The following is a 22,468-nucleotide window of genomic DNA, read 5'->3' as shown; positions in this document are numbered from 1 at the left end:
GTTTGCGGGCTCTTAGCTTCGATTCCGAGCCGAGCACCTGGAGGTCAGGCGCGCGAACACTCGACTTGCGATGCACTGCTTGCCAACGCAGGAAGGGCTGGCGGATGGCCATTCCCGGGCGCCAGCTTAAGAAAAGGGAAAACGGGCTCAAGTTCACTTCTGTGGTGAAGGCGTGCGTGGCGGCCGGTGGGCGGGGCGGATTCCGGCAAAGCGCCGGGTTCTGGCCTCGACCACGACGCGAAAGGCGTCACGGCCCAGGGCGCGTTGCTGCTGGAGGTATGCCCTGATCTCGGCGAGCGTCCCTTCGTCCAAGGCTTCGTCCAGCAATGTCCGGTAGGCCGCCGCACGTTCGGTATCGGTGTGGCCCAACGCGCGCCAGGCGGCATGCGGTATCAGCCCGGAGCCTGGCCTCTGCCCGGTATTGGCGGCGCAGCTGGACCAGCGATAGACAACCGGGTCGTCGATGATCCGGGCGCGCACCGGATTCAGCTCGATGTAGCGATAGCGCCGCAGCACGTGGTGTTCGCTGTCCACCAGGCAGGCCTTGTAACACCGCGGAATCGCACAAGCCTCCGGAACGTCCAAAACAAAAGGGCGGCCTCTCGGCCGCCCTTTTTGCTACTGCTTCGCCGGGTATCAAACCCCGATGGGGTTCGCCTTCTCCGGATCGATCTTGTACTGCTTGATCGCCCTGGCCACATCCTTGCCGGTCATCTTGCCGTCCTTCGCCAGGGCCGCGATCGCCGCGTGGGCGATGTAGTAGCGGTCCACCTCGAAGAAGCGGCGCAGGTTGGCGCGGGTGTCGGAGCGGCCGAAGCCGTCGGTGCCCAGCACGGTGTAGTGCATCGGCACGAAGGCGCGGATCTGGTCGGCGAAGGCGCGCACGTAGTCGGTGGCGGCGATCGCCGGGCCCTGGCGGCCTTCCAGCAGCTCGGTCACGTAGGCCTTGCGCGGGGTCTTGGCTTCCGGGTTCATGCGGTTCCAGCGCTCGGCGTCGAAGCCGTCGCGGCGCAGCTCGTTGAAGCTCGGGCAGGACCAGATGTCGGCGGTGACGCCGAAGTCCTTGTCCAGCAGTTCGGCCGCGGCGATCGCCTCGCGCAGGATGGTGCCGCTGCCCAGCAGCTGCACGCGCAGCTCGCCCTTCTTCGGCTTGCCGGCGTCCTTGAGCAGGTACATGCCCTTGATGATGCCGGTCTCCGCACCCGCCGGCATTTCCGGATGGGTGTAGTTCTCGTTCATCAGGGTGACGTAGTAGTACTCGTCGATCTGGTCTTCCAGCATGGCCTTCATGCCGTGCTGGATGATGACGGTGACCTCGTAGCCGAAGGTCGGGTCGTAGCTGCGGCAGTTGGGGATGGCGCCGGCCAGCAGGTGGCTGTGCCCGTCCTCGTGCTGCAGGCCCTCGCCGTTGAGCGTGGTGCGGCCGGCGGTGCCGCCGAGCAGGAAGCCGCGGGTGCGCATGTCCGCCGCCTGCCAGGCGATGTCGCCCACGCGCTGGAAGCCGAACATCGAGTAGTAGATGTAGAACGGCAGCATGGGCACGTCGGACACCGAGTAGCTGGTGCCGGCGGCCATCCACGAGGCGATCGCGCCCGGCTCGCTGATGCCCTGCTGCAGCACCTGGCCGGACTGGTCCTCGCGGTAGTACATCAGCTGGTCGGCGTCCACCGGCTTGTACTTCTGGCCGAACGGGGCGTAGATGCCGATCTGGCGGAACAGGCCCTCCATGCCGAAGGTGCGGGCCTCGTCGGCCACGATGGGCACCAGGCGCGGGCCCACTTCCTTGTCGCGCAGGGCGATGTTCAGCGTCTGCACGAAGGCCATGGTGGTGGAGTAGGTGCGCTCGCCGCTGTCCTTGAGCAGGCGCTCGTACTTGTCCAGGCCGGGCACGGCGAAGGACTTGCTGGCCTTGCGGCGGCGCTGCGGCAGGTAGCCGCCCAGCGCGGCGCGACGCTCCTTCAGGTACTGCACCTCCGGCGAATCCTCGCCCGGATGGTAGAACGGCACCTGCTCGGCCTCCTCCAGCTGCTTGTCGCTGAGGGGGATGTTGAAGCGGTCGCGGAAGGCGCGCACCGCATCGTCGTCCAGCTTCTTGGTCTGGTGGGTGGGGTTGAGCGACTCGCCGGCCGAGCCCATGCCGTAGCCCTTGACCGTCTTGGCCAGGATCACGGTGGGCATGCCCTGGGTGTTCACCGCCGCGTGGTAGGCGGCGTAGACCTTGTGCGGGTCGTGGCCGCCGCGGTTCAGGCGCCAGATGTCCTCGTCGGACAGGTTGGCGACCATGGCGCGGGTCTCGGGGTACTTGCCGAAGAAGTGCTCGCGGGTGTAGGCGCCGCCGAAGGCCTTGCAGTTCTGGTACTCGCCGTCGACGGTCTCCATCATCAGCTTGCGCAGCACGCCGTTGGTGTCGCGCGCCAGGAGCGGATCCCAGTAGCTGCCCCAGATCAGCTTGATGACGTTCCAGCCGGCGCCGCGGAACACGCCCTCCAGCTCCTGGATGATCTTGCCGTTGCCGCGCACCGGGCCGTCCAGGCGCTGCAGGTTGCAGTTGACCACGAACACCAGGTTGTCCAGGCCCTCGCGCCCGGCCAGGGCGATGGCGCCCAGGCTCTCGGGCTCGTCGGTCTCGCCGTCGCCCAGGAAGCACCAGACCTTGCGGTCGGACGGCGCGATCAGGCCGCGGTGCTCCAGGTACTTCATGAACTGGGCCTGGTAGATCGCCGCCAGCGGGCCCAGGCCCATGGAGACGGTCGGGGTCTGCCAGTAGTCGGGCATCAGCCAGGGGTGCGGGTAGGACGAGATGCCGCGGCCGTCCACCTCCATGCGGAAGTTGTCCAGTTGGCTCTCGCTGATCCGGCCCTCGAGGAAGGAGCGGGCGTAGATGCCCGGGGCGCTGTGGCCCTGGATGTAGAGCAGGTCGCCCGGGTGGTTCTCCGACGGGGCGCGCCAGAAATGGTTGAAGCCCACGTCGTACAGGGTGGCCGCCGAGGCGAAGGAGGCGATGTGGCCGCCCAGGTCGCCCGGCTTGCGGTTGGCACGCACCACCGTGGCCATGGCGTTCCAGCGGATGATCGAGCGGATGCGCCATTCCAGGTCGGCATCGCCGGGGCTCTTGGCCTCCATGTGCGGCGGAATGGTGTTGACGTACTCGGTGGTCGGCGAGAAGGGGAGGAACGCGCCGGAACGGCGGGTCAGCTCGACCAGGTTCTCCAGCAGCAGGTGCGCACGCTCCGGGCCGTCACGGTCGATGACCGCCTTGAGCGACTCGATCCATTCCCGGGTCTCCGCCGGATCCGGATCGTTCTGCAACACCTCGTTCAGCCAGTTCATATCACTCCCTATGCCGCGCGTGGGGGGTCGCGGCGCTTGTGTTCTTGTGGACCACCGAGTTTAGCGCAATGAGCCGGTTCCGCCGCGTCGCTACGGTGGCGTATGTGCCTGTGATTCCAATGGTTTCGTGAGCAATTGGGCACTGTCCGGGACAGTCCCGGGACACCCGCGCGGATGCCGCAGTGCAGCATCCAGACCGGTCCAAAGGCGGCCCGCACCCCTGCCGGAAGTCACCGTGACTTCCGGCGGCCGCCTTCTTTCATCCCGACCACAGGCAGTCGTGGCGTTGGCAACCGGTACCTACGGTTCCGCCGCTGGCCGCGCCGGGGAGCGGCCAGTCCATCCAACCGAATGGAAATTGCGCAATGACCAAAGGTCCCACCGGCGGAAGAGTCCGCCTGACCGCACTGAGCCTGGCCCTGGCGGCCTGCATCAGCAGCGGCGCCCACGCCCAGTCGAACACGACCGGCACGATCTCCGGCCAGGCCGGATCGGGCGACACCATCACCGCCATCAGCGACGACACCGGCTTCCAGCGCTCGATCACCGCTGGCGCCGACGGCACGTTCCGCTTCTCGTCCCTGCCGGCCGGCCGCTACCGCATCACCCGCACCGGGCCGGACGGCACCGCCACCACCCGCGAGGTCGTGGTGAACACCGGCACCGGCAGCAGCGTGTCCTTCGCCGAGGCCGGCCCATCCACCCTGGACGCCGTGCAGGTGCGCGGCATGGCGGCGGTGAACCCGATCGACCTGTCGTCGGTGGAATCGACCACGATCTTCACCGAGGCGCAGCTGGACGCGCTGCCGGTTGCCCGCAACATCACCGACGTGGCGCTGCTGGCGCCGGGCACGGTCAAGGGCGATCCGCGCTTCGGCAACGTCGCCTCCTTCGGCGGCAGCTCGGCCGCGGAGAACCTCTACTACATCAACGGCTTCAACGTGACCAACATCGTCACCGGCCTGGCCTTCAACCAGGTGCCGTTCGAGGCCATCGCCGAATCCGCTGGTGAAGGACAAGCTGTTCTTCTTCGGCCTGTTCCAGGGCCAGGACACCGGTGAGGTCGAGGCGTTCGAGGGCGTCCACTGCACGAGTGCTTCGCCCGCGAATGCTTCGCGCTGCCCGCGCCAGGCCCCGGCCAGCTGCTGCAGCGCACGCACCTGCTGTCGATCGACATCTGCGCGCATACGCGCATGCAGGTGGATGCCGGCCCGGCCGATCGCCTCGACCTCGGCCAGGTGATGCCGTGCGCCACGGTCTCGCAGGTGGTGGCGTCGCGGCACCGCGGCTTCCGCGAGGGCGAGTACGTGCCAGCGCACAGCGGCTGGCAGACGCACGAGGGGGTCGATGCCTCGGAGATCCGTCGCAAGCTGTATCCGAACGTCGCGCCGGTGGCCACGGCGCTGGGCATCTACGGCCTGTACGGGTACATCGCCTGGTCGGCGGTGCGCGAGGTGTGCCAGCCGAAGGCCGGCGACACCGCGGTGGTGGTGGCGGCGGCCGGGCCGATCGGCGCGACCGTGTGCCAGCTGCTGCAGGCACGGCAGGCGCGGGTGGTCGCGGTGACCAGCGGCGCGGAGAAATGCGCGCACGTGCGCCGCAGCTTCGCTCCGGCGGTCGTGCTGGACCGCGATGCGCCCGGCTTCGAGGACGCGCTGCGCGAGGCCTGTCCGGACGGCGTGGACATCTTCGTGGAGAACGTGGACGGCCGCTGCATCAATCCGGTGCTGCCGCTGCTGAACCGTTTCGCCCGCGTGCCGCTGTGCGGGGCGCTGGACGAGGAGTGGAACCGCTCCACCGGCGATCGCCTGCCAACCTTCCTGAATGCGATGCTCGAACGCCAGTTGCAGGTGCGTCCGTTCACCTCGCGCGACATCACCCGCCCGCATCCGCAGTACCTGGTCGATCCGCAGTTCGTCAGCGAACTGGGCGCGCTGTTGCGCAGCGGCCAGCTGCGCTGGCACGAGGAGGTGATGGAAGGCCTGGACGCGTTGCCGCTGGCACTGGAACGGCTGGTCCGCGGCGAGAACCTGGGCAAGCTGCTGGTCCGCCTGGACTGAGTGCGAAGACGGCTTCACCGTTCGCCCCTATGATCGGGGCGTCTCCCTGCTCGGCGGGCGCCCATGGCAGCAGCTTCGAGCGGTATCCAAAGAGGATCCGGACGGCCAGCCCGGCGGGTGTACTGGCGCGACAGCCTGCGCACGCGGATGGTGCTGTGGTCCAGCCTGCTCAACGCCGGGCTGCTGCTGGTCATGGCGCTGGCCTTCTACGCCGGCGCCCGCGCCCTGATCGTGCAGAACGCCCGCGCCGAGGCCGAGAGCCTGGCGCAGCAGACCGTGCGCAGCCTGCAGGCGACGCTGGATTCGGTGCAGGTCAGCGGCCGCACCCTCGCCGCCGGCGCCACCAGCGTGGGCGTGCAGCCTTCGAACCTGCGCTCGCTGCTGCTGGCCAGCCTCGCCGGCGATCCGGACATCGCCGGGGCGATGGTGATCCTGGAACCCAGGCAGCTGCCCGGCGACGTGGACGGCTTCACCTGGTACATCCGCCGCGACGGCGCGCACCTGGTGGAGCAGTCGGTCGCCGACCTGGGCTACGACTACCGGATCATGCCCTGGTACCTGCGCACGGCGTCCGCGCCGGATCCGTGGTGGTCGGAGCCGTACGCCAACGCGGCCACCGGCGGCGAGTACTTCGCGACCTTCAACCTGCCCTTGCGTGTGTCGGCCGCCCGGCGCGGCGGGCGGCAGGTGGGGATGGTCAGCCTCGACGTGCCGGTCAGCCGCCTCGCCGAACTGGCCAGTGGCATCAGCGGCGCGGGGCTGCAGCCGATGCTGTTCTCGCCCGGGGGCCTGGCGGTGGTGCATCCGGATCCGGAGGTGCGGATGCGGCTGGACGTGGCCGGCCTGGCGGAGCGCGCGCCGAACGCCGAGCTGGCGCCGCTGGCCGCGGCGGTGGCCACGCGTTCGCCGGCCAGCTTCGAGCACCACGACGTGCGCGGCGACGCGCTGGGCACGGTGGTACTGCCGGTCGGCGACAGCGGCTGGACCTTCGCCCTGACCGCGTCCGACCGCTGGTTCCTGCACCGGCTGGACCGGATCGCGATCGGCGTGGCCCTGGCCAGCCTGGTGGCGCTGCTGGTCGCGCTGACCCTGGCGCGGCGCTACAGCAGCGCCATCGCCGCGCCGATCGAGGAGCTCACCGACAGCGCGCACCATTTCACCGAGGGCGAGTTCGACCATCCGATCCCCTACGTGCAGCGCGGGGACGAGGTGGGCGTGATGGCGCGCGCCTTCGACGCGGCGCGCGATTCGATCAAGGCGCGCATGCGCGAGATCGGGCAGATGGCCAGTGCCCGCCAGAAGCTGGAAAGCGAGCTGTCGATCGCCCGTGACATCCAGCAGTCGATGCTGCCGGCCGGGCGCGCCTTCGACGCCGGGCACATGCACGTGGAGGCGCACGCGATCCTGGAGCCGGCCAGCGAGGTGGGCGGCGACTTCTACCAGTTCTCCGAGCTGGCGCCGGGCGTGCTGTGGTTCGCGATCGGCGACGTGTCCGACAAGGGGATTCCGGCGGCGCTGTTCATGGCGCGCACGCTGACCGTGCTGGAACAGCAGGCGCGGCGCCATGACTCGCCGGAACGGATCCTCGCCGCCGCCTCGGTACGCCTGGCTGAGAACAACGAGACCTGCATGTTCGCCACCGTGCTGTGCGGGCGGCTGGAGGTGGAAAGCGGGCGCTTCGCCCTGGCCAGCGCCGGCCACGACCCGCCGCTGCTGCTGCATCCGGACGGCCGTGCCGAGCTGCTGTCCCTGGCCGGCGGCGGACCGCTGGGCATCGAGCCCAGCGACGATTTCCCGCGCCACGAAGGCGTGCTGGCCGCCGGCGCGGCCCTGGTCGGCTACACCGACGGGGTCACCGAAGCCTTCGACGCGGACGAGCGGGCTTACGGCACGGAGCGGCTGCGGCGCGCCCTGGCCGGCGGCGGCAGCGCCAGCGAGGCCTGCCGGCGCCTGCTGGAGGACATCCGCCGATTCGCGGGGTCCGCCCCGCAATCCGACGACATCACCATCCTGGCGATCAGCCGGCGCCGCGAGATTCCGTGACGTATTACCCTTTTTCGATGCGTACGCCGTCATATCATGCAGCCTTCCACCCGGGGGGGAGGTGTCGAAACGATGACGGAGTCCATGGAGGGCGCCGTAACAAGCCCATTGGAAGGGCGCGTCCGCTGGTACCACAGCCTGCGTACCCGCATCGCGCTGTGGTGCGGCCTGCTCATCCTGGTGTTCCTGGTCGGCGTGACCCTGGCCAGCGCCTGGTACCTGCGTCGGGAAATCCTCGACAACGCCAGGCGTGACACCCGGGCCACCGCGGCGGACGCGGCGGGGCGCCTCGAAAACAACCTGCGCACGCTCACCATCGCCAGCGACAACCTGGCGCGGCTGGTCGCGCACACTTCGCTGACCCCGGACGAGCTGGAGCAGGCGCAGATCGCCGCGCTGCAGGCGGTGCCCGGCGCCGCCGGCACGTTGCTGATCGTCGAGCCGCGCCAGCGCGGCGAGGCACACTACGCCCGCTACATCGGCCGCAACGGCCGCCACCGCGATTTCATCACCGACGGCTTCGACTACCGCGCCCGCGCCTGGTTCGGCCGCACGCGCGCGGCCGGGCGAGGCTGGTGGTCCGATCCCTACCTCAACCAGACCGCCGGGCAGGTCTGGATGACCACCTACAACCTGCCGCTGCCCGACGGCGCGGTGGGCATGATCAGCTTCGACATGGAGCTGGGCGACCTGATCGCGCCCATCGAAAGCCTGGCCCACCTGCCCGGCGTGCGTGCCACCCTGCTCGCGCCGGAGGGCCTGGTCGCCTTCAGCTCGCTGCCGGGCATCGCCCTGCGCAGCACGCTGGAGGAATACATCCGCCGCGAGGGCCGCACCGACCTGGCCGAACTGGTCGAGGCCGCGCGCGAACGCCGCGCGACCTACCAGTCGCACCGCGACACCCAGACCGGGCAGCTGCGTTTCAGCGTGCTGGAGCCGATCGGCGACAGCGGCTGGGTGCTGATGGTCGGGCAGACCTACGACCCGATCGTCGGCCGCTTCAACAGCGCGCTGGCGCTGCTGCTGGCCGGCAGCATGGTGATGGCGCTGCTGGGCGCCTTCCTGGTGCGCAAGATCGGCGAGCAGATCAGCCGGCCGATGGAAGACCTGACCCGTTCGGCGGTGAAGGCGATGAACAACGTGGACGGCCGCTCGATCGCGGAGATCCACGGCGACCCGATGCCGCAGCAGCATCGCCTCGACGAGGTCGGCGTGCTGGCGCGCACCATGGAGCAGGCGCGGCATTCGATCCGTTCGCAGCTGAGCCAGATCGAGAACATGGGTGCGGCGCGCCAGAAGCTGGAGAGCGAGCTGTCCATCGCCCGCGACATCCAGGAGGCGCTGCTGGCGGACGGCCGCCGCTTCGACATCGGCCTGCACCACCTGGAAGCGGATGCCCTGCTGGAGCCGGCCAAGGCCGTGGGCGGCGACTTCTACAACTTCATCGAGCACGGCGACGAGCTGTGGTTCGCGATCGGCGACGTCTCCGACAAGGGCATCCCGGCGGCGATGTTCATGGCCCGCACCGTGACCATGCTGGAGATCGCCATCCAGACCGCGGCCACGCCGGCGCACGCGCTGGCCGATGCCTCGCGGCGACTGGCGCGCGGCAACGACACCTGCATGTTCGCCACCGTGCTGTGCGGCCGCATCAACGTCCACACCGGCGAGCTGTGGATGGCCAGCGCCGGCCACGAATCGCCGCTGCTGGTCGGCCGCCACCAGGTCACCACGGTGCCAGTGCTGGCCGGCCCGCCGCTGGGCTTCGAGGTCAGCGACGACTTCCCGCTGTGGGCCGGCCGCCTCGCCGCCGGCGACTGCCTGGTGGCGATCACCGACGGCGTCACCGAGGCGTTCAACCTCGGCAACGAAGCCTATGGCGACGAGCGCCTGGGCCGCCTGCTCGGAGCGCTGGACCGCAATGCCGGCGCGGCCGAGGCCTGCCAGACGATCCTCGACGACGTGCGCCGGTTCATCGGCGACGCGCCGCCTTCGGACGACACCACGATCCTGGCGATCAGCTGGGGCCGCGGCCGCGGCCTCGACAAGGGCGCCTCCGACCGGCATTCTTCGCCCGCGGGACGGGGAGAAACCGGTGCACATCAGCCTGGCGCGCTCATCACATGACGTGTTGCCCATGACAGACGCCATCGACGACCTGCTGGCGCGCCATGGCGCCAGCGAGGCCGTCGTGCATGACGCGCGGCTGGTGGTGGAGGAAGTGGCCTGCAATGCGGTGCGGCACGCGGTGACGCCTGACGCCCCGCTGGAACTGCATGCGGCGGTCGACCACGGTCGCCTGCAGCTGGAGTTCCGCGACCATGGCGCGCCGTTCGACCCGACCACCTGCCCGCCGCCGCAGCTGGACGCCGACATCGAGTCCCGCGAGATCGGTGGTCTGGGCGTCTACCTGGTGCGCGAGCTGGCCGAAGAGGTCCAGTACCAGCGCATCGACGACTGCAACGTGCTTCGCGTTACTCTGCGGCTCGACAACGACGCCGCGACTGAGACGGAGAGACCTGCATGAGCCTGCTGAGGCTGGAGACCACCCCGGCGAGCAAGGGCGTCCAGCGAGTGATCCTCGGCGGCCGCCTGGATACGCACACGTACGGCCAGCTGGACGAGGTCCTGGCGCCGATCCTGGCGGACAACTCGGTGTTCTCGCTGGTGCTGGACCTGGCGGGCCTGGACTACATCAGCAGCGCCGGCATCCGCTCGGTGTTCAAGGCACGCAAGGCGCTGGCCGCCCGCGCCGGCAAGGTCCTGGTGGTCAACCCGCAGCCGCAGATCCAGAAGGTCTTCGACATGGTCAAGGCCGTGCCGCTCAACGAGATCTTCACCTCGGTCGAAGAAGCCGACGCCTACCTGTACGCCATGCAGCGCAAGCTGATCGAGGGCGACAGCGACGATTGATCGCTGCGGGCGGATTCTTGAACCGCCCCTGCGAAGGGTGACGGGGACGCCGCCACCAGGGCGGCGTTCGCGTTTAGAGGCTGTCGTTCAGGGCTGTAACGCTAGATCCCCCGGCCGGAAGAAACCGAATCCTGTCGTGAAGAACCAGGCCAGGATTACAGCGTTGAGCACGCCGTGCACGACTGCGCGTTGCAACGTGCCAAGCCTTGGCCCGACAGCTAGCCAGCAGAGGAATAGCGACACCAGGAACGACCAGATGGTCGCCTCCCTGTGCACCACTGCGAACACGATGGAGACGCCGAGTACGGCGACCCAGCGAGTCACCCACATCGAAGCACTCTCGAGCAGAAGGTGCCGGACGATCTTTTCCTCAAAGATGGGGGCAGTGATAACGGGACTGACAACACTCATCACGATGGTGATGGTGTCCACCTGGTCCAGACTCGGGAAGGCCGTACGGCCCCAAGCGAAAAGTGCGACCCACAGGAGGCCCAACGCGAGGCCTATGACAGGTAACAGGATGAGTTGCCTGGCTGTCCAAGGCGCAGTGTTGCGTTCCTGAAAGACCTTCAGGAGAACGAGCCCGACGGCAAGTTCTGCAAGGGGCTTCGCGCCGCGCATGCCCGCGATTTCGCCGAACCTTATGAGGCCCCAAGTCGTCACTGTGGCACCGAGCGCGGCCAACAGCATAAAGGCCGCCCGTCGCCGGCTCCCATCCATCGCCAGCGCCTGAGGCGGGGAAGAGCGTGACCGCTCTTCCCCGGAGCGGTCAGGAGAGGCGCTCAATGATGCCCGGCACCGTAATCGGGCTGGCAGCCAGGAAATCCCAGACTGCCTTGCCAGCTTCAGCCCATTCAGACAGCGTGCCGGTGCACTCCACCTTCGGGTCCTTCTTGGAGATCTCAACAGTGCAGGTGAGCTCGCCACCTGAAACCATCGCGACTTCTTCTGCGAACATCGTACGCATGACATCCACTCCTTGGCTGTTTGCGTAGCGGGCCACCCTGGCCCGCACGGCCGGCTCCTGCCGGCCGTCTACGTATCGCATATCCGCCCGCGCCCATGGCAGGCCGGAACTCCGAAACGCCTGTCAGATAAATCTGATCCTGCTTACGGCTTGCGACCCTCTTCCAGCGCCTGGCGGATCTGCGCGTCCACGGCGGCGATGGCGGTCATGTTGAGGATGCGGCGCGGGGTGGCCGAGGTGGTCAGGATGTGCACCGACTTGCTCACGCCCATCAGGATCGGGCCGATCGCCACGCCGTCGGTGAACACCCGCACCAGGTTGTAGGCGATGTTGGCCGCCTCCAGGTTCGGCATCACGAACAGGTTGGCGCGGCCCTTGAGCGTGCTGTTGGGCATGATCTTGGCGCGCAGGATCTCGTCCCACGCCGTGTCGCCCTGCATCTCGCCGTCCACGTTCAGGCGCGGGCTGCGCTTGCGCAGCAGCTCGCGCACCTGGCGCATCTTCTGCGCGTCCTTGGACTCGTGGCTGCCGAAGTTCGAGTGCGACAGCAACGCCACGTTCGGCTCGATCCCGAACAGCCGCATCCGGTATGCCGCCTGCAGGGTCGCCTCGGCGATCTGCTCGGCCGTCGGGTCCTCCTGCACGTGGGTGTCCACGAAGAAGAACACGCCCTGGTTGTTGATGACGCCAGTCATCGCCGAGGTCGACTGCACCCGCGGCTCCAGCGGGATCACGCTGCGCACGTAGCCCAGCTTCTTGTGGAAGCGGCCGACGATGCCGGTCAGCAGCGCGTCGGCCTCGCCACGGGCCACCATCACCGCGCCGATCAGCGTGGGACGGGAGCGCATCAGGTTCTTGGCCGCCGCCACCGTCACGCCGCGACGTTCGGTCAGGGCGTGGTAGTGCTGCCAGTAGTCGTTGAAGCGCGGGTCGTCGTCCTGGTTGGTGATCTCGAAGTCCACTCCGGCCTTCATCCGCAGGCCCAGCCGCTGGATCCGGGTCTCGATCACCTCCGGCCGGCCGATCAGGATCGGGAAGGCCAGGCCCTCGTCGACCACGGTCTGCACCGCCCGCAGCACCACCTCTTCCTCGCCCTCGGCGTAGGCCACCCGCTTCCGGTCGGCGCGGGCGCGGTCGTACACCGGCTTCATCAGCAGGCTGGTGCGGTACACGAACTGGCCCAGCTTCTCACGGTAGGCGGCCATGTCCTCGATCGGCCGCGTAGCGATCCCCGAGTCCATCGCCGCCTGGGCCACGGCGCTGGACAGCTCCACCAGCAGGCGCGGGTCGAACGGGCGCGGGATCAGGTACTCGGGGCCGAAGCTGGGCACGTCGTCGCCGTAGGCGCTGCCCAGGTCCGAGGCCTCCTTGCGGGCCAGCGCGGCGATGGCGTGCACGCAGGCCACCTTCATCGCCTCGTTGATGCCGGTGGCGCCCACGTCCAGCGCGCCGCGGAACAGGTAGGGGAAGCACAGCGCGTTGTTGACCTGGTTCGGGTAGTCCGAACGGCCGGTGGCGACGATCGCGTCCGGGCGCACCCGGCGCGCGTCCTCCGGCAGGATCTCCGGGTACGGGTTGGCCAGGGCCAGGATGATCGGGTTGGGGGCCATGGTGGCCACCATCTCCGGCTTGAGGATGCCGCCGGCCGACAGGCCCAGGAAGATGTCCGCCCCGGCCACGATCTCTTCCAGGGTGCGGGCGTCGGTGTCGCGGGCGTAGCGGCGCTTGTCCGGGTCCAGGTCGGTGCGGCCGCTGTGGATCACCCCGCCGCGGTCGAAGGCGGTGATGTTCTCCGGCTTCAGCCCCAGCGAGACCAGCATGTCCACGCAGGAGACGCCGGCGGCGCCCATGCCGGTGGTGGCCAGCTTCACCTCTTCGATCTTCTTGCCGACCACGTGCAGGGCGTTGACCACCGCCGCGCCGACGATGATCGCGGTGCCGTGCTGGTCGTCGTGGAACACCGGGATGTTCATCCGCTCGCGCAGCTTGCGCTCGACGATGAAGCACTCCGGCGCCTTGATGTCCTCCAGGTTGATGCCGCCGAAGGTCGGCTCCAGCGAGGCGATGATGTCGACCAGCTTGTCCGGGTCGTTCTCGTCGATCTCGATGTCGAACACGTCGATGCCGGCGAACTTCTTGAACAGCACGCCCTTGCCTTCCATCACCGGCTTGCCGGCCAGCGGGCCGATGTTGCCCAGGCCCAGCACCGCGGTGCCGTTGGACACCACCGCCACCAGGTTGCCGCGCGCGGTCAGCTCGCTGGCCTGCTGCGGGTCCTCCACGATCGCCTCGCAGGCGTAGGCCACGCCCGGCGAGTAGGCCAGCGCCAGGTCGCGCTGGGTCAGCATCGGCTTGGTCGGCGAGACCTTGATCTTGCCCGGGCGCGGATGGCGGTGGTAGTCGAGGGCGGCCTGCTTGAAGTCTTCTTGTTCGGACATCGTGCTCGATTCGGGTGGCGCTGCCGCGCGGGAATGGGACCGATTCTAACCGTCGGCGCGGTGCTCCGGCCCTCCCGACGGGCGGAGCGCGAATGGCTGCGGGGGCCGTGCCTGCGTCATCCGGCGCTTGTGCCGGCAACCGCAGCGGCGGCGGTGCTGGCGGCACGAAACAGCGGCCGGCGCGGTGTTACCGCTCACTTCGCGGATCATGCAGCGGCCGCAACCGGGCGGCCCAGGCGGCGGCCGCGGGCCGGAGGACCGCCGGGTAGGCGATACTCGGGCTTCTTTGCCCGTGGAAGTCCCTGGATGATCGAACTGGATGCGGTCCAGACCGTGGCCCTCGGCGGCCTGGCCCTGTTCGCCGGCTATGCGCTCACCCGTGCGATCCCGGTCCTGCGCCGCTACAACCTGCCCGAGCCGGTGCTCGGCGGCCTGCTGTTCGCCCTGGCGGCCTGGTGGGGCCACGCCCGCGGCACGCCGCTGTACCAGCTCGACACCTCGTTGCAGTCGCCGCTGATGATCGCCTTCTTCACCGCGATCGGGGTCAACGCCAGCCTGGCGCTGCTGCGCGTCAGCGGCCGCCAGGTGGCGGTGTTCCTGCTGCTGGCCAGCGGCTTCGCGGTGGTGCAGAACCTGCTGGGCATCGCCGTGGCCCGCGCCTTCGACCTGCATCCGATGTTCGGCGTGCTGGCCGGCTCGGCCACGCTCACCGGCGGACCCGCCACCGGCCTGGCCTTCGCCCCGATGTTCGAGGCCGCCGGACTGAAGGGCGCCGAATCGATCGCCATCACCGCGGCGATGGCCGGCATCGTCTGCGGCGGCGTGGTCGGCGGCCCCGCGGTGACCGTGCTGCTGCGCCGCTTCAACGTTTCCAATCCCAACGTCGGCCTGCAAGTGCCCACGCCGGTGGCCGACGAGGTCAGCGGCACGGTCGTGCACGAGGAAAGCGATGCCGCGCGCGAGTTCAACGCGCTCAAGTGCATCGTCCTGCTGCTGCTGGCGATCTGGGCCGGCAGCTGGCTCGGCCGCGGCTTCCAGGCGCTGGGCCTGACCCTGCCGGCCTACATCGGCGCGATGCTGGTCGGCGCGGCGCTGCGCAACATCGACGACGCCACCGGCTGGCTGCGTCTGCCGGTGCATACCATCGAGCTGATCGGCAACGTCTGCCTGGCGCTGTTCCTGGCCGTGGCGCTGATGAATCTCCGGCTCTGGGAGCTGGCCGGCATGGGCCTGCCGCTGCTGGTCAACCTGGGCCTGCAGGTGGGGCTGGTGGTGCTGTTCCTGGTGCCGGTGTTCTGGGTAATGGGTCGCGACTACGACGCGGCGGTGATGGGCGGCGGCTTCATCGGCTTCATGCTCGGCACCACCGCCAACGCCATGGCGGTGATGCGCACGCTGGTGCAGCGCTACGGCATCGCCCCGCGCGCGTTCCTGGTGGCACCGCTGGTCGGCGCGTTCTTCATCGACTTCAGCAACGCGCTGATCATCACCGGCTTCGTCAACTTCTGGCCGCAGTAGCACGGCCTGGCCTTCCTTCGACCCTTTCGCAGCAACGCAACACGGATGAACCAGTCCAACCCACCGGCAGGCCGGCCCCGCACCCTCGTCATCGGCGCCGGCGTGGTCGGCCTGGCCACCGTCTACGCCCTCGCCCGCCGCGGCGAAGCGGTGCACGTGCTCGACCGCCACGAAGGCCCGGCGATGGGCACCTCCTTCGCCAACGGCGCCCAGCTCAGCTACGCCTACACCGACGCGATGGCCGGACCGGGCACCTGGAAGCAGCTGCCGGGCCTGCTCGGCGGTCGCGACCGCTGCTTCCGCGCGCGCAACAGCCTGGACCTGCACTACCTGCGCTGGGGCCTGGCCTTCCTGGGCAACGCCAATACCGGCCGCCTGCAGCGCAACACCCTGGACATCCTGCAACTGGCGATGGAATCGCGCGCGGCGATGCAGGCGCTGCTGGAACGCACCCCGATCGAGTTCAACCGGCGCGTGGCCGGCAAGCTGCACGTCTACTTCAGCACCGCCTCGCTGCCGGCCGCGCGCGACATGATCGCGATCAAGCGCGCCCAGGGCGTGCGCCAGGAACTGCTGGATCCGGACGCGGCGGTCCGCGTGGAACCGGCCTTGGCCGGCGCCCGCGGCATGGTCGCGGTGGTGCACTCGCCGGAGGAGGAAGTCGGCGACCCGTGGCGCTTCGGCGTGGGCCTGCTCGAGGTGCTGCGCCGCGACTACGGGGTGCAGGCCACGTTCGGCTTCGACCTGCAGCGCCTGCAGCGCGACGGCGCCGGCTGGCGCGTGCACGCCGCCGACGGCAGCAGCCTGCATGCGGAACGCGTGGTGGTCTGCGCCGGCATCGACAGCGTTGCGCTGCTGCGCCAGGTCGGCATCCGCGTGCCGGTGATGGCAGTGAAGGGCTATTCGTTCACCGCGCCGCTGGGCGCGAATCCGCCGTCGGCCAGCATCACCGATACCTCGCGCAAGCTGGTGTTCGCCCGCCTCGGCGACCGCATCCGCGTCGCCGGCCTGGCCGAGGTCAACGAATGGGATCCCACGCCCGTCGCCGGGCGCGTGGCCGACCTGGTCGCACTGGCGAAGGATTCGCTGCCCGAGGCGGCCGCTTACGACGCCATCGAGAGCCAGTGGGCGGGCCTGCGCCCGGTGACGCCGCACTCGGCGCCGATCATCCGCGAAGCCGCGCCGGGCCTGCTGCTCAACATCGGCCACGGCATGCTCGGCTGGACCCTGGCGATGGGCAGCGGCGAACGCGTGGCCGCGCTGCTGCACGGCAACCGCGGCTGAGCCCGGGCGGCGGGCCGAGGCCCACCGCGCCACCCGTCTCCCGCGGCTCACCGGTCGTTGCCGTGCCCGGCAACCGGGTCCTGGGCCACCGGCTCGTACCGGCATCGCGCCGGGTCGGCTGCCAGCTGCAGGCACGCGGCCTGGAACGCCCCGGGCGACGGGCGCTGCCCGCTGTCCAGCCAGTCCTCGAGCACGCGCAACGCCGCCAGGTAGCTTTCATCGTGCAGGCGACTGTGCTGGTCCTCGTCGGTGCGTCCCAGCAGCAGCAGGTGGCCGCGGCCGGCCGCCTGCACGGTGCGTGCGTAGGCGAACTGGGCGTTGGCCGACACCACCGGGTCTTGTCCGGCATGGATGCTGACCGTAGGCAACACGATCAGGCCGGAAAGATCGGCGTCGTATGCCAGTTTCGCCACCGCGCCCGGGTCGGCGGCAAAGCGCTCGACCCCCGCGTTGAGCGCAACGTCGTCGCGCGAGCCCCGGTACACCGTGCCGGTGTTGTCGAACGGGTTGCGCCCGTCCAGGCGCCGCTGCACCAGGTCGCGGAAATGGAAAGTGCCCCAGGCCAGGTGCGCGACCAGCTGCTGTTCCTGCACGCCGGTGACGGCCAGGATGTCGTGCAGGCGCGCCGCCTGCCGCGGGGTGCGCTTGCCGGGCGCGGTATCCACCCCGGTACAGGCGTCGACCCGCCGGCGCAGCTCCTCGCGGGTGAGTCGCGCATCCGCCGGCAGGCCCTGCCACAGCGGGTACTGCATCTCGTCCGGCGCAGGATGGTTGCGGCAGTAGTACTGGTAGACCGCGCGCAGGTCGGCGCGGAACCCGTAGGCGCGGGTGCCACCGGTCAGGATGCCGTTGCTGAGCAGGACGCCGTCGTACGCGGGCTGCCCGTCTGCATCCAGCGCGTACAGCTCGGCGGCCTTGGCCGCGACGTTCCCGCCCCACGACTGCCCGTGCAGGATCACGCGCTCCGGCCGCCCCCAGCGCGCCACGAAGGCCATGCGCGCCTGTTCGGTGTCGGCGGCGGCCATGCGCACGCCGTAGCCCCCGCGGCGGTACGTGGTGCCGATCCACGCGTAGCCGGCCCGCACCATCGAGGAGAAGCGGTCCAGGTCCTCGCCCCCGTCGCCGTCACGCGGCGAGTGCAGGCGTGGCCCGCCATGCGCGTGGACGACCAGCCGCCGGTTCCACTGCTTCGGCATCGCCACCAGCAGCCAGGCCCCGTTGGCATCACGCGCCGACAGGCAGTCGGCCACCTCCGCCACCGACCCGGGACACGGGGTGGCGGCGAAGGCCGGAACCTTGCCGGCGCCGGCCCAGGCGACCGGCGTGGCGAGGAGCGATGCCACGCCGGCGACCAGCAGCCTGGCGCCGAGGCGCGGGCGACCACGCGGTTTCATGCTCAGAACGACCTGCTCACGTTGACGTACCAGTAGCGGCCCCACGGATTCTGCAACGAACCGCGATAGCCGTTCTCCGCCAGCGACGGACCTTCGTCGGTCAGGTCGCGCACGCCGAGGCGCACGGTGGTGCTGTCGGCGAAGCGGTACTGGCCGTAGGAGTTGAAGACCAGGCGGTCTTCCACCACCCACGGGTTGCCCGAGGCGCCGAGCAGGCCGGGCTGCTCGAACGAGCTCATGTACTGCGCCGACAGGCCGGCGCGCCAGGGACCCTTGCTCCAGGTGAAGGCACTGCTGGCACGCCATTCCGGACGGCCGTTCTGGCCGATCAGCTGGCTGGAATCAGGCAGCGGGGTCAGCGGATCGATGACGCCTGCCTCGCGCGCGGCGTAGAGCTCGTTGACGATCGGGCCCGGATCGCGGGTGAACTCCAGCAGGCGGCTGGCGTTGAGGGTCACCCGGAAGTTGCCGAAGCGGGTGCGGCGCAGCGACCAGTCCATGCCGAAGTCGAGGCCGCCGGCCGTCTGCGGCTGCAGGTTGATGAAGCGGTCGCTGATCGCGATCACCTGGCCCACCGGCGCCAGGCCGGTGCCGGCGAAGGCGGCGATGTCGTCCTCGGTCGGATCGGCGCGGATGACCAGCGGGTTGCTGCCACCGTTCACCCGGGCCAGGTAATCGACGATCAAGGCGGTCTGCGCGCCGAGCAGGCCGACGATCTGCTCCTGCTTGATCCGCCAACGGTCGACGGTGAAGGTGACCTCGCCGATGCCTTCAGGCAGGAAGGTCGGCTGGAACACAACGCCGAACGAGGTGTTGGTGCTCTCCTCCGGCTCCAGGTCCGGGTTGCCGGCCACGCGCAACGAGGCGCCGGAGGTGCTCTGGCCGCAGCCGGTCATCGAGTCCAGGCGCCCGGCACGCAGGTCGGCCTCGCAGCGCACGTAGTCGGTGCCGCTGGCCAGGCGCGCGTACTCGGTGGCGTGGGTCTGCTCCAGGTTCGGCGCGCGGAAGCCTTCCGAATACGAACCGCGCAGGCGCAGGCCGTCGACCAGGTCCCACGCCAGGGCGATCTTGGGCTTGGCCACCGAGCCGAAGTCGGAGTAGTGCTCGTAGCGGCCGGCCAGCTGCATGTCCAGGCTGCGCACCAGCGGGATGCCCATGTCCGGCGATACCAGCGGCACGGCGAACTCCATGTACGCCGAACCGACGTTGCGCGAACCGCGGGTATCCGGGTTCGGACTGACCGCCGAGACGTTGCTCAGGTTGGTCTCGCCGCTGACCATGTCGGTGAAGGTGTAGGTGCCGTCGAGGTTCGCGTCACGGTCGTCCTCCTGGGTCTCGCGGCGGAACTCGGCGCCAAACGCGAAGCCCACCTCGCCGGCCCGCCAGGAGAACAGGTCGCCCTTGCTCATCCGGAAGTCCGCCATCGCCAGGGTCGTGCGCGACTTGCGCACCAGGTCGAAGACGATGGCATCCACCGCCGCCTGCGCGCTCGGCGTGCAGTCGCCCCAGCTGGTGGTCGCGACGCAGCCGCCATTGAAGGGGTTGTAGGCATCGGGCGTGGCCAGCGCCAGCTGCTTCTGCAGCGCGGTCATGTTGATGTTCGGCGAATGGTCCTCGGCCTCGGCCTCCGACCAAGTCACCGCGGTCTCCCAGTCGAAGCCGTTCCACTCGCCGCGCAGGCCGGCGAGCACGCGCGCCTGGTAGTTCTTCACTTCCACGTGCTGGAAGCCGGTGTCGACGAAGCGGTAGTTGCTGAGCAGGACCGGGAGGCCCCCGTCGGGCACGTTGGTGAGGCCGGGCAGGCGGTTCGGGTTGGGCGTGCCATCAGGCAGGGTCGCCGCGCCGAACGGGTTCCAGTAGTTGCTGGCCGGAATCCAGATGCTGTTGAGGTTGACCACCGGCGGCTGCTCGGCCTCGCTGACCGCCCGGTAGAAGCCCAGCTCGCCGAACGCCTCGACGCGGTCGGTGAGCTCGTAGTGGCCGGTCAGGTAGGTGTTCACGCGCTCGACCGACGGGCGTACCGTGGTGGCGTGGCGGGTGTCGTAGCGCAGGTCGCGGTGGGTGGTGTTGAAGTTGGTGTTGCCCGTGCCCAGGCACATGCCGTCGCCGAAGTCCACCGCGCAGGCGCCGTAGCCTGTGTCGGGCTTGACGTGGAATGCGCCGGAACTGTTGGTGACCGCCACGCCGTTGGACCGGATCACCGGCCGCGAGCCGACGCTCAGGCGTGCCCACGGGGTATGCGACGAACGGCCATCCAGCGCGGTGACGCCTGCGAAGTCCGGATAGCCGGCGAACAGGTCGCGCAGGTCGTCCGAACGGGTGAACTCCTGGTCGTCGGCCCACAGCTCGGAACGATCGACGTAGTTGAAGAACACCGACACGTTGCCGCGGTCGTAGTTCTTGCCGGCGAAGATGCTGACTTCCCACTCGTCCATGCTCGTGCCTTCGGCGGTGCCGTAGCGCGTGCTTACGGTGGCTCCGTCGAAGTCGGACTGCAGAACGGTGTTGACCACGCCGGCCACGGCGTCGGCGCCGTAGATCGCGGCGGCACCGTCCAGCAGCACTTCCATCCGGTCCAGGCCGGAGACCGGGATCGCGTTGGAGTTGAAGCTCTGCACCGGCACGGTGCCGGTATCGGACGTGCCCTGGCTGGTGGGGTGCTGCACCAGGCGGCGCCCGTTGAGCAGGACCAGGGTATTGCCCACGCCCAGCGAGCGCAGGTTGACCGAGTTGACGTCGCCGCGGGCGGCATTGCTGGTCTGCGGGTTGTTGGACGAATCGAACAGCACGTCGCCCATCTGCGGGATGCTGCGCATCAGCTCGTCGCCGGAGATCGCGCCGGCGGCGTCGATTTCCTCGGCGCCCAACACCACCACCGGAAGCGCCTCGGTGGTCGCCGAGCCGCGGATGTGCGAGCCGACCACCACCACCTGGTCCAGCGTGGTCGGGGTGTCGCCCCCTTCCGGTGCCTGTTCCTGCTGCTGCGCCTCCTGGGGCGCGGCCACCGGCTGCTGGGCAAGGGCAGCCTGGATGGCGCCGGCCAGCAGGGCGATGGTCAATGTACCGCGCACTGCGGTGCGGTCGATGCTACGCATGGTTGGGGTCCTCCTCCGAAGCTCTGTGTCGCCGCCGTCAGTCGGCGGTCAATCGGGTCTTGTCGCCAGGGCCGGCCGCCGGGTCGGGCGGCGCCGCCACCGGGGGCGCGGGGCCACCCAGGGCTTCGGCCAGTGCGGTGCGGTCCAGCGCGCCTTCCCAGCGCGCCACCACCAGCGTGGCGACCGCGTTGCCGATGAAATTGGTGAGCGAGCGGCACTCGCTCATGAAGCGGTCGATACCGAGGATCAGCGCCATGCCGGCCACCGGCACTTCCGGTACCACCGCCAGCGTTGCCGCCAGCGTGATGAAACCGGCGCCTGTGACGCCGGCCGCGCCCTTGGAACTGAGCATCGCCACGGCCAGCAGCATCAACTGGTGGCCCAGGGTCAGTTCGGTATTGGTCGCCTGGGCGATGAACAGCGCCGCCAGGGTCATGTAGATGTTGGTGCCGTCGAGGTTGAACGAGTAGCCGGTAGGCACTACCAGGCCGACCACCGACTTGGAGGCGCCCGCGCGCTCCATCTTCGCCATCAGCGAAGGCAGCGCCGATTCCGACGACGACGTCCCCAGCACGAGCAGGAGCTCGGCCTTCAGGTACCGGACCAGGCGCAGGATGGAGAACCCGCACCACCACGAGACCGCGCCGAGCACGACCAGCACGAAGAGCAGCGAGGTGATGTAGAACGAGCCGACCAGCCAGGCCAGGTTGACCAGCATCTCCAGGCCGTAGCGGCCGATGGTGAAGGCAATCGCGCCGAACGCGCCGATCGGGGCGGCGCGCATGAGGATGTGGACCAGGCGGAACACCGGCGTGGTCACGGCCTCGAGCAGGTCCAGCACCGGCCGGCCCTTGTCACCGACCAGCGCCAGCGAGATACCGAACAGCACCGCCACGAACAGCACCTGCAGGATGTTGTCGCCCACCAGCGGGCTGACCAGCGTCCGCGGAATGATGTCGAGCAGGAAGCCGGTCAGGCTCAGCTCGTGCGACTTCTGCACGTAGCCCTGCACGGCGGCCTGGTCCAGGTCGGCCGGATTGATGTTCATGCCGGCGCCGGGCTGCACGGTGTGGGCCACGACCATGCCGATCACCAGCGCCAGGGTCGAGAAGAACATGAAGTAGGCCATCGCCTTGGCGAAGACCCGGCCCACCGTGCGCAACTGGGTCATGCCGGCGATGCCGGTGACGATGGTCAGGAAGATCACCGGCGCGATGATCATCTTCACCAGCTTGATGAAGGCGTCGCCCAAGGGCTTGAGCGAAGCGGCGAACTCCGGCTGGAAATGGCCCAGTACGGCGCCCAGCACGATCGCGACCACGACCTGGAAATAGAGCTGCCGGTACAGCGGCAGCCGGCGCGGAGGCGCCAGGGATTCGACATGTGCGGTGGGCGTGTGCAGAGGCATGCGGGAACTGCGGGCGGC

General features: G+C 69.4%; 16 protein-coding genes. 8 read left to right on the top strand and 8 right to left on the bottom strand.

Features of this window, described 5'->3' with window-relative positions; genetic code table 11:
- Positions 1 to 153 precede the first annotated feature (153 nt).
- Both PSEJ35_RS0103940 and aceE read right to left on the bottom strand, forming a co-directional pair.
- Positions 154 to 534: a hypothetical protein gene (locus PSEJ35_RS0103940; RefSeq protein ID WP_028916660.1), complete on the bottom strand. Its 381-nt coding sequence runs from the start codon at positions 532 to 534 to the stop codon at positions 154 to 156.
- A gap of 102 nt (positions 535 to 636) precedes the next feature.
- Positions 637 to 3,330, bottom strand: a complete 2,694-nt coding sequence (gene aceE, locus PSEJ35_RS0103935; protein WP_028916659.1) for a pyruvate dehydrogenase (acetyl-transferring), homodimeric type — start codon at positions 3,328 to 3,330, stop codon at positions 637 to 639.
- A 365-nt stretch (positions 3,331 to 3,695) separates the two neighbouring features.
- Here aceE and PSEJ35_RS0103930 point away from each other — a divergent pair, with 365 nt between their 5' ends.
- The 6 genes from PSEJ35_RS0103930 to PSEJ35_RS0103905 all read left to right on the top strand — a co-directional run bounded on the left by PSEJ35_RS0103930 (position 3,696) and on the right by PSEJ35_RS0103905 (position 10,346).
- Positions 3,696 to 4,391, top strand: coding sequence for a carboxypeptidase-like regulatory domain-containing protein (locus tag PSEJ35_RS0103930; RefSeq protein ID WP_028916658.1), 696 nt, complete (start codon positions 3,696 to 3,698; stop codon positions 4,389 to 4,391).
- A 24-nt stretch (positions 4,392 to 4,415) separates the two neighbouring features.
- On the top strand, positions 4,416 to 5,390 hold the full coding sequence (locus PSEJ35_RS15330) for an NADP-dependent oxidoreductase (protein ID WP_255326718.1): 975 nt from the start codon (positions 4,416 to 4,418) through the stop codon (positions 5,388 to 5,390).
- 117 nt (positions 5,391 to 5,507) lie between these two features.
- Entirely contained in the window at positions 5,508 to 7,433 is a 1,926-nt protein-coding gene (locus PSEJ35_RS0103920) for a SpoIIE family protein phosphatase (RefSeq protein WP_028916657.1), read from the top strand.
- Between the two features lie 108 nt (positions 7,434 to 7,541).
- Positions 7,542 to 9,560, top strand: coding sequence for a SpoIIE family protein phosphatase (locus tag PSEJ35_RS15325; protein ID WP_051412476.1), 2,019 nt, complete (start codon positions 7,542 to 7,544; stop codon positions 9,558 to 9,560).
- Between the two features lie 10 nt (positions 9,561 to 9,570).
- Positions 9,571 to 9,960, top strand: coding sequence for an ATP-binding protein (locus PSEJ35_RS17400; protein ID WP_051412475.1), 390 nt, complete (start codon positions 9,571 to 9,573; stop codon positions 9,958 to 9,960).
- Complete coding sequence (locus PSEJ35_RS0103905) at positions 9,957 to 10,346, top strand: STAS domain-containing protein (RefSeq protein ID WP_028916656.1); 390 nt, start codon at positions 9,957 to 9,959, stop codon at positions 10,344 to 10,346. Before PSEJ35_RS17400 ends, PSEJ35_RS0103905 begins: the two co-directional genes overlap by 4 nt.
- A gap of 87 nt (positions 10,347 to 10,433) precedes the next feature.
- Here PSEJ35_RS0103905 and PSEJ35_RS16570 read toward each other — a convergent pair whose 3' ends face one another.
- From PSEJ35_RS16570 to PSEJ35_RS0103890, 3 genes are all read right to left on the bottom strand, one after another.
- Positions 10,434 to 11,036, bottom strand: a complete 603-nt coding sequence (locus PSEJ35_RS16570) for a CPBP family glutamic-type intramembrane protease (protein WP_051412474.1) — start codon at positions 11,034 to 11,036, stop codon at positions 10,434 to 10,436.
- A 79-nt stretch (positions 11,037 to 11,115) separates the two neighbouring features.
- On the bottom strand, positions 11,116 to 11,313 hold the full coding sequence (locus PSEJ35_RS17395; protein ID WP_198014140.1) for a hypothetical protein: 198 nt from the start codon (positions 11,311 to 11,313) through the stop codon (positions 11,116 to 11,118).
- Between the two features lie 143 nt (positions 11,314 to 11,456).
- Positions 11,457 to 13,751, bottom strand: coding sequence for an NADP-dependent malic enzyme (locus tag PSEJ35_RS0103890; protein WP_028916654.1), 2,295 nt, complete (start codon positions 13,749 to 13,751; stop codon positions 11,457 to 11,459).
- Between the two features lie 306 nt (positions 13,752 to 14,057).
- Here PSEJ35_RS0103890 and gltS point away from each other — a divergent pair, with 306 nt between their 5' ends.
- On the top strand, positions 14,058 to 15,269 hold the full coding sequence (gene gltS, locus PSEJ35_RS0103885; protein WP_028916653.1) for a sodium/glutamate symporter: 1,212 nt from the start codon (positions 14,058 to 14,060) through the stop codon (positions 15,267 to 15,269).
- A gap of 45 nt (positions 15,270 to 15,314) precedes the next feature.
- Positions 15,315 to 16,553 (top strand): FAD-dependent oxidoreductase, encoded by a 1,239-nt coding sequence (locus PSEJ35_RS0103880; RefSeq protein WP_051412473.1) that lies wholly within the window; start codon positions 15,315 to 15,317, stop codon positions 16,551 to 16,553.
- Between the two features lie 47 nt (positions 16,554 to 16,600).
- Here PSEJ35_RS0103880 and PSEJ35_RS15310 read toward each other — a convergent pair whose 3' ends face one another.
- Genes PSEJ35_RS15310 through PSEJ35_RS15305 form a run of 3 tightly spaced genes read right to left on the bottom strand, consistent with a single transcriptional unit; the run spans position 16,601 to position 22,450 of the window.
- Positions 16,601 to 17,947 carry a hypothetical protein gene (locus PSEJ35_RS15310; protein ID WP_051412472.1) on the bottom strand — a complete coding sequence of 449 codons (1,347 nt, stop codon included), beginning with the start codon at positions 17,945 to 17,947 and terminating at the stop codon, positions 16,601 to 16,603.
- 2 nt (positions 17,948 to 17,949) lie between these two features.
- Positions 17,950 to 21,042 carry a TonB-dependent receptor gene (locus PSEJ35_RS0103870; RefSeq protein WP_028916651.1) on the bottom strand — a complete coding sequence of 1,031 codons (3,093 nt, stop codon included), beginning with the start codon at positions 21,040 to 21,042 and terminating at the stop codon, positions 17,950 to 17,952.
- A 37-nt stretch (positions 21,043 to 21,079) separates the two neighbouring features.
- The gene (locus PSEJ35_RS15305) at positions 21,080 to 22,450 is read right to left on the bottom strand and encodes a dicarboxylate/amino acid:cation symporter (RefSeq protein ID WP_051412471.1); all 1,371 of its coding nucleotides are present in this window, start codon (positions 22,448 to 22,450) and stop codon (positions 21,080 to 21,082) included.
- Between the last annotated feature and the right edge of the window lie 18 nt (positions 22,451 to 22,468).

It is taken from the genome of Pseudoxanthomonas sp. J35 (genome assembly GCF_000513995.1).
Classification (GTDB): domain Bacteria; phylum Pseudomonadota; class Gammaproteobacteria; order Xanthomonadales; family Xanthomonadaceae; genus Pseudoxanthomonas.
This window is presented reverse-complemented; position numbering and strand designations above follow the sequence as displayed.